We start from the raw sequence: 9813 nt of genomic DNA on the forward strand, positions 1-9813 counted from the left end.
CTGCGTTCGGCCAGCGTGTTTGACGGGGCGCTCCAGATCAAAAGCCAGATCAAAAGCGAGGCGGCCTGAAAGCCGACCTTTTTTGTGCGTCGTACGAGGTCAAAAATGTGGGAGCGGGCTTGCCCGCGAAGGCGTCATCTGCACCACTTCGGTTTCCGCTTCTGCACAAACGCCTGCGTCCCCTCAATCCCTTCCTCACTCCTCACGGCCTCGGCAAACCACTGCGCTCCTCGATCCAGTACTGCCTCAAGCGGTTCATCCACACTCGCAAGCAGCAGCGCTTTGGTCCGAGCATTGGCGCCTGGCGCACACTTCAGTACCTGGCCCAATACTTCATCCAATCGTTCTGCCAGCGCCTGCGGATCGCGCTCGGTAAAGTGCACGACCCCCAGTCGCTCGGCCTCTACGCCATCAAAGCGCGCGGCGGTCAGTGCCAAGCGGCGTGCCTGGGTCAGCCCGATGCGCTTGACCACAAACGGTGCTATCTGCGCCGGCAACAAGCCCAGGCTGGTTTCCGGCAGGCCGAATTGCGCCTGGTGATCGGCGATGGCGATATCGCTCACGCACGCCAGGCCAAAACCGCCGCCCAGCACCGCGCCTTGCAGCACCACGATCACCACTTGCGGCACGGCTTCCACTGCCTGCAGCAAAGTGCCAAACGCCCGGTTCAGCGCCTGGAGTTGATCGCCCGCGGTGACCAGGTCTTTCACGTCCGCCCCGGCGCAAAAGTGCCCGCCCGCGCCGCTGATCACCACGGCCCGCGTCTGGCTGTCCAGCTGCGCCAGCACGCTGCGCAGTTCATTGACCATTGCCAGGCTCATCGCATTGCGGCATTCCGGGCGGTTCAGGGTGATGTGCAGCACGCCGTTATGGGGTTCGAGCAGCAGGGTGTTCATGGCTTTTTCCCCGGCAAGGTGCCCATCAGTTTGCAGATGATGCCCAGCATGATTTCGTCGGCGCCGCCGCCGATCGAGACCAGGCGCACGTCGCGATAGGCGCGTGCTACCGGGTTGTCCCACATGAAGCCCATGCCGCCCCAGTATTGCAGGCAACTGTCGCTGACTTCGCGGCCCAGGCGGCCGGCCTTGAGCTTGGCCATGGAGGCCAGGCGGGTCACGTCCTGGCCTTTGATGTATTGCTCGGTGGCCTGGTAGACCAGCGCGCGCAGGCATTCGATTTCGGTGGACAGTTCGGCCAGGCGGAAGTGAATCACCTGGTTGTCGATCAGCGCCTTGCCGAAGGTATGGCGTTCCTTGCAGTACTCGATGGTGCTGTCGATGCAATGCTCCAAGCCCTTGATCATGTTGGCCGCGCCAAACAGGCGTTCTTCCTGGAACTGCAGCATCTGCATCATGAACCCCGCGCCTTCGTGGCCAATGCGGTTGCGCTGCGGCACGCGCACGCCGTCGAAGAACACCTGGGCGGTCTCGGAACTGTGCATGCCGAGCTTTTCCAGAGGTGGGCTGACACTGATGCCGGGGGTGTTCATCGGCACCATGATCAGCGACTTGTTGATGTGCGGCTTGTCGTCGGAGGTGTTGGCCAGCAGGCAGATGAAGTCGGCGCTGGGCGAGTTGGTGATCCACATTTTGCTGCCGTTGATCACGTAGTCGTCACCGTCCTTGCGCGCGTGGGTTTTCAGCCCGGCCACGTCGGAGCCGGCGCCGGTTTCCGAAACACCGATGCAGCCGACCTGCTCGCCGCTGATGGCCGGGCGCAGGAATTCATCGCGCAGTTCATCGGAGCCGAAGCGGGCGAGGGCGGGGGTGCACATGTCGGTCTGCACGCCGATCGACATGGGAATGCCGCCGCAGCGGATGCTGCCGAACTCTTCGGCGGCGACGATGGAATAGCTGTAGTCCAGGCCCATTCCACCGAATTGCTCCGGCTTGGAAATGCCCAGCAGGCCGAGGTCGCCGGCCTTGCGGAAGATCTCGTGGATGGGGAAGCGCCCGGCCTTTTCCCACTCGTCGACATGGGGGTTGATCTCGCGGTCGACGAAGGCGCGGACGGTGCGGCGCAGTTCCTGGTGTTCCTGGGTAAAGATCATTTTTACTGTGCTCCTTATCGCGACGCGGAGCGTCTCGGGCGAAATTTAGAGGCGTGCTACACCGAAGGTATTGGCTTGCAACTCACGCACCTCGGCCTCATGGCAGATATCCAGCAGAAAGCCCAGCAAGGTTCGCGTATCCCGTGGATCAATCAGTCCGTCATCCCATAGGTTCGCGCTGCCGTAGAGCGCAGTGGACTGGCTGTCGAGCTTCTGCGCGGTGACCTGCTCCAGCATGTCCAGCACTTTGGGGTCCGGCACCAGGCCGTCCTTCAATTGTTTGGCCTCGGTGACAATGCGCAGCACCTTGCCCGCCTGCGCACCGCCCATCACCGCCGTGCGGCTGTTGGGCCAGGCGAAGATAAAGCGTGGGTCCAGGCCGCGCCCGCACATTGCATAGTTGCCGGCGCCGTAGGAGCCGCCCACCACCACCGTGAGTTTAGGCACCCGCGCATTGGCCACCGCCTGGATCATCTTCGCGCCGTGCTTGATCACCCCTTGCTGCTCAGATTCGGTGCCCACCATGAAACCGGTGGTGTTGTGCAGGAACAGCAGCGGCGTGCGGCTCTGGTCGCACAGCTGGATAAATTGCGCGGCCTTGCTCGCACCCTTGGGCGTGATGGGGCCGTTGTTGCCGATCACGCCGACGGCGCGCCCCTGGATGTGCAGGTGGCCGCAGACGGTGTGGGCGTCGAACTCGCCCTTGAATTCAAGAAAGTGCGAGCCGTCGGCCAGGCGCGCGAGGATCTCGCGGACGTCGTAGGGTTTTTTCGGGTCGTCCGGGATCAGGCCCAGCAGGTCTTCGACGGGGTACAGCGGCTCTGCATAAGCCCGCTTGGTCGCAGGCGGCAGGTGATCATTCCAGGGCAGCAGGCTGACAATCTCGCGGGCGATGCGCACGCCGTCGGCGTCATTTTCCGCCAGGTACTCGGCGGTGCCGGCGGTTTGTGCGTGCATCTCGGCACCGCCCAGTTCTTCATCGGTCGCCACTTCGCCGGTCGCGGCTTTAAGCAGCGGCGGGCCGGCGAGAAACAGCTTGGCCCGGCCGCGCACCACCACCACGTAATCCGACAACCCTGGCTGATAGGCACCGCCCGCCGTGGCCGAGCCATGCACCACGGTGATCTGCGGCAACCCCATGGCTGACAGGCGCGCCTGGTTGGCGAAGCTGCGCGCGCCTTCGACGAAAATCTCGGCGGCATAGTTGAGGTTGGCGCCGCCGCTTTCGGCGAGGGTCACCACCGGCAGTTTGTTCTCCATGGCGATCTGTTGCAGGCGCAGGGATTTCTTCAGGCCGGAGGGGGAAATAGTGCCGCCCTTGATCGCACTGTTATTGGCCACCACCAGCATGCGCACGCCGCTGACGTAGCCGATGCCGGCAATCAACCCACCACCGGCAGCGCTGCCGTCCTTGTCGTCGTGCAACTTGTAGCCGGCCAGGCTGGCCAGTTCCAGGAACGGCGCGCCGGGGTCCAGCAGCAGGTTGAGGCGCTCGCGGGGCAGCAGTTGGCCGCGCTTGTCGAACTTGGGCTTGGCTTCCTGCGCCTTGGCGAGCAGGGTGTGTTCCAACTGCTGAAGCTGGGCGATGGCCGCCAGCATGGCCTCGCGGTTTTGCGCGAACTGGGCGCTGCGGGTGTCGATCAAGGACTCAATCACCGGCATGGTCTATTGCTCCGCCTTGAGCACATCGGGCAAGTAAGCGCGGTGGAAGCCATTGAAGGGTTCGCTTGGCGACTGCGCCTTGTGCAATGGCCAGGCGCGGCTGCCCAGGCTGGCGGCACCGTCGATGCGCAAGGTGCTGCCGCTGATAAAGGCGGCGGCGGGGCTGAGCAGGAACACGATCGCCGCGCTGACTTCCGACTCTGTGCCAATGCGCTTGAGCGGCACGTGTTCGCGCAAGGTCGGGATCACCGACTTGAAGGCGCCTTCGTAGGTGTCCATGCCGCTGGAGGCGATCCATCCCGGCGCCACCGCATTCACGCGGACGCCGGCATAACCCCATTCAAAGGCGGCGGTCTTGGTGAAGTTGTCCATGCCGGCACGCGCCGCGCCCGAGTGGCCCATGCCGGGCATGCCGCCCCACATGTCGGCGAGCATGTTGACGATGGCGCCGCCGTGCTTGCTCATGGATTGGTTGAACACTTCCCGGGCCATCAGGAAGCCGCCGACCAGGTTAGTGCGCAGCACCGTTTCGAAGCCTTTTTGATTGATCGCGGCCAGCGGCGACGGATATTGGCCACCCGCATTGTTGACCAGGCCGTGGATCGGGCCGTGCGCCTGAATGATGTGTTTGACCAGCGCCTTGACCGCCTCTTCATCGCGAATGTCGCACACCTGCCAATCGGCGGTGCCGCCGTCTTCGGCGATCTCAATCGCGACGTTCTGCAGTTTCTCTGCCTTGCGCCCCACCAGGATCACGTGAGCGCCGAGGGCCGCCAGTTCATGGGCGGTGCAACGGCCAATGCCGCTGCCGCCACCGGTGACTATCACGGTGTGCCCCTGGAACAGATCGGCTTTGAAGATTGAGTCGAAGGCCACGGCAAGGCTCCTGTCAGGTGAGAGAATCTGCGATGTGTTGCGGCACGGCGATGGGGATTTCCAGCAGTTGCTGGGCGAAGGCCTTGCCCTGAGGGTCGATGCGCAGGCTGGCGATGCCGCCGCCGCCCAGGGCGTTTTCCAGCAGGAAATTGAGGCTGTGGCTGCCGGGCAGGTACCAGCGCTCGACGCGACCCTGCACGGGGTCGAGCACATGGCCCATCCAGTCGACGATCACTGCCGGGGTGAGTGCTTCGGCGATCCACGGCAGGTAGTCGGGGTCGCGGGCGATCACACCGATGTTGCTGTGGTTGCCCTTGTCGCCGGAACGCGCCACAGCCAGTTTTACCAACGGTACGCTGGCGTCGGCGCGGCCTTGTGGTGTGGGTGGGTCAATCGGTGCATCCGGCAGGGTGGGCATGTCGGCCCTCGGCAGTGCGCAGGCGTGGCGTTCGCCCTGGAAGTCGATCCCGATGTCGCAGGAGGCCTTGTCGATCAGGAACGAAAAAAGCCGGATCAACGGGTACACGGTGGGCCGTCCGCCGACGATGCCGGTGAGGCCGGGCGCCATGCCGGTAGCGGCCTGGGCGATTTCGCGGGCGAACAGCACCAATGCTTGTTTGCTGGGATGACGCACCGCCAGTTTCACCACCACTTCGCGGCAGTCCTGGCGCAGCGCGTGGGCGCCGTAGGTGGTTTCGCTGCCGAGCAATTCGATGTTCACTTCGGTGAAAGGCGCCCAGCCGCGTTGGCTGAACAGTTCCGAGGTCTTGTTGATGATCGCCTGGCTGACCCGCTCGGCCTTGGCTACCGCATCGATCCCGGCGATCAGACAACTGGCGGTGCAGCGGAAACCGTCCGGGTAAGTGGCGCTGACTTTGTACTGGCCGGTCGGCGGCAAACCCTTGGCGCCGTGCAGGCGTACGCAGTGTTTGCCTTGTTGCTGCAGCTTGACCTGGCTGAAGTCGCAGATCACATCCGGCAGCAGGTACGCGTGTGGGTCGCCAATTTCATACAGCAGCTGTTCGGCCACGCTGAGTTCGCTGATCAGTCCGCCCGTGCCGTCGACTTTGTTCACGGTGAACTGGCCGTCGGCGCTGACTTCGACGATGGGAAAACCGATGTGCTCGTAGTCCGGCACGTCGCGCCAATCGGTGAAGTTGCCGCCGGTGCACTGCGCGCCACACTCGATGATATGCCCGGCCAGTGCGGCCTGGGCGAGGCGGTCGTAGTCCTGCCATGACCAGTCGAATTCATGCACCAGCGCCGCGCTGACCACTGCGCTGTCGACCACCCGGCCGGTGATGACGATATCCGCACCCAGCTGCAGCGCCTGGGTGATGCCCGGTGCCCCCAGGTAGGCATTGGCGGACACGCACATCGGCGGCAGTGGCGTGCCGTTGAACATGTCGGTGATGGTGTGAAGATGCTTGAGCTGGGGTTGCAGGTCATCGCCCAGGAGCACGGCGATTTTCAGCGCGACGCCTGCCTTGTCGCAGGCCGCTTGCAGGGCGGCGGCGCAGGCCTGGGGGTTGATACCGCCGGCGTTGCTGATCACCCGCACGCCCTGGCGCTGGATATCGGCGAGCAGCGGGGTGAGCACCTCGACAAAATCAGTGGCATAACCGGCCTGGGGATCTTTCATGCGCGCGCCGGCGAGGATCGACATCGTGATTTCGGCCAGGTAGTCGAACACCAGGTAATCCAGTTTGCCGCCGTGCACCAATTGGGCGGCGGCGGTGCAGGTGTCGCCCCAGAAGGCGCTGGCGCAGCCGATACGAACCGTCTTGCTCATGAGAAATCCTTCCTCGAATGGCTGGCAACGAGACTACCAAGCAAGCGCTTGGTTTGTAAACTCCGAACAGAAGTTTTAGCCAAGCGCTTGCTTGGGTGGCCGGCACGGCCTAAATTGCCGGCCAAGACGTCCGTGGAAGTAGAGGAGAGAGGCATGGATGAGCACAAAGCCCTGCGGGTGATGCGCACCATGGTCGATGACGGCCAATTGACCGACCCCGACAGTGCCCGTGGCAAGCTGCTGCAAACCGCGGCCCACCTGTTTCGCAACAAGGGCTTTGAGCGCACTACCGTGCGCGACCTGGCCAGCGCCGTGGGCATCCAGTCCGGCAGCATCTTTCATCACTTCAAGAGCAAGGACGAGATCCTGCGCGCGGTGATGGAAGAAACCATCCACTACAACACCGCGATGATGCGCGCTTCGCTTGAAGAAGCGAGCAACGTGCGCGAACGCGTGCTGGCGCTGATCCGCTGCGAATTGCAGTCGATCATGGGCGGCAGCGGCGAGGCCATGGCGGTGCTGGTGTACGAGTGGCGTTCGCTGTCGGCCGAAGGCCAGGCCCAGGTGCTGGCCCTGCGCGACGTGTATGAGGCGATCTGGCTGCAGGTACTGGGCGAGGCCAAGGACGCCGGTTATATCCGTGGCGATGTATTTATTACCCGGCGTTTCCTCACCGGCGCCTTGTCCTGGACCACCACCTGGTTTCGCGCCGAGGGCAGCCTGACGCTTGAGCAGTTGGCCGAAGAAGCCCTGCTGATGGTTCTGAAAGCGGATTGAGGCGCAAGCTATTAATTTGCCGGTGGAAAGTTGTCTCGCCAGACAAAAACGCCTAGCTTATCGCCATGAGTGTTTTTGAACGGTGTGTGCCTTGATGTTTTCGCCATGGCGGCTGGCTGCAGGACTGACCTTTTGGGCACTGGGCACCGCGTGGTGGGTGCCGGCTTCGGCTGCGCAATTGGTCCGCATCGGTGCGGCACATTTCCCGCCCTACACCGTGCGCCCCGAGCAGGGCGCCGACACCGGTTTGCTGCCGCAACTGGTCGAGGCTCTCAACGCCTCGCAAACCGACTACCAATTTGTACTGGTGCCCACCTCTATCCCGCGACGCTTTCGTGATTTCGAGCAGGGCCGGGTAGACATGGCCATCTTCGAAAACCCCGACTGGGGCTGGCAGAAGATTCCCCACACTACCGTCGACATGGGCTTGGAAGATGCAGAAATCTTCGTCGCCCAGCGTGAGACCGGTCGCGACCAAAGCTATTTCGCCGACCTCAAGGGCAAGCGCCTGGCGGTATTCAGCGGATATCACTACGCCTTCGCCAACTTCAACCCCGACCCCAAGTACATGGCCGAGCACTTCAACGCCACGTTGACTTACTCCCATGACAGCAACCTGCTGATGGTTGCGCGCGGTCGTGCCGACATCGCCTTGGTGACCCGTTCGTACTTGAGTGACTTTATGGTGCGCAACGCGGAGATGGCGGGGCAGTTCCTGGTGTCGGAGCGCATCGACCAGGTGTATCACCACTATGCGCTGCTGCGGCCGAAGGCGCCGATCACGGGGGAAGCCTTTTCCGCGTTGCTCAAGCGCTTGCGTGACGATGGCGAGATGCTGAAGATTTTCGAGCCGTATCGTATTGATGTGATGCCGGTGCCCTGACAGGCACGCTACAGATCGTCTTGGTGGACATAGGCTCATGTGGGAGCCGACTCGGTGCCTCTGTCAAACCGGGTCGCCCGCATCGCAGGCAAGCCAGCTCCCACACAAGCCAGCTGCCACATTTGATTTGCTGAGTGTCAGATCACTCTGCTGAGCGTCAAACCCTGCGCGCAAACGTATCGCTATGGCTGCCCGACACCTTGCGACAGTGCACCAGCGCATCACGGATCATGAAGTTCACCAGGGTCGGCGAAACCCCCAGTTCCTTGGCGATGTCCTTTTGCGGCACGCCGTGCAGACGGTACATCTCGAACGCGTAGCGGGTGCGTTGGGGCAGCTCCGTCAGGGCGTCGGCGATGTTTTCCAGGGTGTTGAAATTGATGTGCGAGGTTTCCGGTGAAGCGCCGTGAATAACCACATTCAAGCCTTCCTCTTCCGTCCCGGAGTATTTGAGCTCCAGGGCCTGCTTGCGGTAGTGATCGATCGCCAGGTTGCGCACGATCTGGAACAGATAACTCAGCTGGGCCTTGAACGATGAGGTGATCGTCGGTGCCGATTGCAGCCGGAAGTAGGCGTCCTGCACTACGTCTTCGGCTCGGGAGCGGCACCCTGTAATGCGTGCCGCGATCTTCACCAGAATCAGCCGGTTATCGACGAATGCCTGGAGAAGCGGTGAGTCGCACCTGCCTGTGGATACTTGTTCCGTCATGGAAATCACCTTGTCGCAAAAGAGGTTAGGGGAGGGCGTCCTTGCTGAGGCCTCCTACACATCGGGCAACAAATTATGCTTAATGATAATGATTGTCAAATGAGAAGGCGAACTAATCTTATGCTTTCTTGTTTGGTGTGAACCACGTCTCGCTCGTACCCGGCGACTAATTATTTGCCGGTGCCGTCCGTTCTTCTGGGTGACAGGTCCGTTAGTAAAACGGCCAAGGATCAGCACCCGCAGGAGGACGAAATGGGTTTCTATCGTGCATACAGCGTGTTTCAGTTTGGAGTCGTTGCTCGATGAGTACGCCGACTCGACTGCGCCTGTTCTGCCTGCCCTATTCGGGCGCCAGCGCCATGGTGTATGCGCGTTGGCGCCGAGTCCTGCCTGAGTGGTTGCAGGTGTGTCCGCTGGAATTGCCCGGCCGTGGCATGCGCATGGACGAGCCGCTGCAGCGCGATATCAAGGCCCTGGCCGCGCAGCTCGCGGAGGAAATCAGCCGCGACTTGAGCGGGCCCTATGCGCTGTTCGGCCACAGCCTCGGCGGCCTGCTCGCCTTCGAACTGGCGCACGCCTTGAGCGCTCGCGGCGTCCCCGCGCCGCTGGCGTTGTTCGCCTCCGGCACAGCCGGGCCGGCGCGTCGTGACGTCAGCGAGTACGCCATCGAAAAGACCGACGAACAACTCATCACCCGTCTGCGCGAACTGCAAGGGACTGCTGAAGAAGCGCTGGCCAACCCCGAGTTGATGCAGTTGATGCTGCCGATCCTGCGCGCCGATTTCCTGCTGTGCGGCAGCTTCACCTACGGCGAGCGCACGCCGCTGGACATGCCGATCCACGTGTTCGGCGGCAAACAGGACAGCGTGCGCGCCGACCAGTTGCTCGACTGGCAACTCGACGCCGCCAGTGGCTTTTCCCTGGACATGTTCGACGGTCACCACTTCTTCCTCATCCAGCACGAAAGCGCCGTGCTGCGTTGCGTGCGGCGCTATGCCGACGAACACCTGGCCCGCTGGCGCAATGGCGCGGCGCGGCAACTGGCCGCTGGCTAAAAGCTCCCC

Annotated in this window: 9 protein-coding genes; 3 read left to right on the forward strand and 6 right to left on the reverse strand. The window is 62.7% G+C overall.

The genetic code is table 11. From position 1 onward, the window contains the following. Positions 1-134: 134 nt before the first annotated feature. From AC0IYN_RS19365 to AC0IYN_RS19385, 5 genes are read right to left on the reverse strand one after another with little or no spacing between them, the layout of a single operon-like run. Complete coding sequence (locus AC0IYN_RS19365; protein ID WP_406597613.1) at positions 135-896, reverse strand: enoyl-CoA hydratase/isomerase family protein; 762 nt, start codon at positions 894-896, stop codon at positions 135-137. Continuing rightward, entirely contained in the window at positions 893-2050 is a 1158-nt protein-coding gene (gene atuD / locus AC0IYN_RS19370) for a citronellyl-CoA dehydrogenase (RefSeq protein WP_406597614.1), read from the reverse strand. The genes AC0IYN_RS19365 and atuD overlap by 4 nt, the downstream gene beginning before the upstream one ends. Positions 2051-2095: 45 nt before the next feature. Next, on the reverse strand, positions 2096-3712 hold the full coding sequence (atuC, locus tag AC0IYN_RS19375) for a geranyl-CoA carboxylase subunit beta (protein WP_406597615.1): 1617 nt from the start codon (positions 3710-3712) through the stop codon (positions 2096-2098). A gap of 3 nt (positions 3713-3715) precedes the next feature. After that, positions 3716-4588: an SDR family oxidoreductase gene (locus AC0IYN_RS19380; RefSeq protein WP_457248092.1), complete on the reverse strand. Its 873-nt coding sequence runs from the start codon at positions 4586-4588 to the stop codon at positions 3716-3718. 13 nt (positions 4589-4601) lie between these two features. Next, positions 4602-6380, reverse strand: a complete 1779-nt coding sequence (locus AC0IYN_RS19385) for an acyclic terpene utilization AtuA family protein (RefSeq protein ID WP_457239550.1) — start codon at positions 6378-6380, stop codon at positions 4602-4604. A gap of 153 nt (positions 6381-6533) precedes the next feature. Between AC0IYN_RS19385 and AC0IYN_RS19390 the strand changes: the two genes are divergently transcribed. Together AC0IYN_RS19390 and AC0IYN_RS19395 are read left to right on the forward strand one after the other, a co-directional pair. Further along, positions 6534-7157: a TetR/AcrR family transcriptional regulator gene (locus tag AC0IYN_RS19390; RefSeq protein ID WP_406597618.1), complete on the forward strand. Its 624-nt coding sequence runs from the start codon at positions 6534-6536 to the stop codon at positions 7155-7157. 94 nt (positions 7158-7251) lie between these two features. Then, positions 7252-8040: a substrate-binding periplasmic protein gene (locus AC0IYN_RS19395; RefSeq protein ID WP_457239549.1), complete on the forward strand. Its 789-nt coding sequence runs from the start codon at positions 7252-7254 to the stop codon at positions 8038-8040. 157 nt (positions 8041-8197) lie between these two features. Here AC0IYN_RS19395 and AC0IYN_RS19400 read toward each other — a convergent pair whose 3' ends face one another. Continuing rightward, positions 8198-8749 (reverse strand): RNA polymerase factor sigma-70, encoded by a 552-nt coding sequence (locus AC0IYN_RS19400; protein ID WP_005789991.1) that lies wholly within the window; start codon positions 8747-8749, stop codon positions 8198-8200. Between the two features lie 302 nt (positions 8750-9051). On the opposite strand from AC0IYN_RS19400, the gene AC0IYN_RS19405 reads away from it, so the two are divergent. Continuing rightward, positions 9052-9804 (forward strand): thioesterase II family protein, encoded by a 753-nt coding sequence (locus AC0IYN_RS19405; RefSeq protein ID WP_457267403.1) that lies wholly within the window; start codon positions 9052-9054, stop codon positions 9802-9804. The last annotated feature ends 9 nt before the right edge of the window (positions 9805-9813 follow it).

This window comes from Pseudomonas sp. AC112, assembly GCF_979253545.1.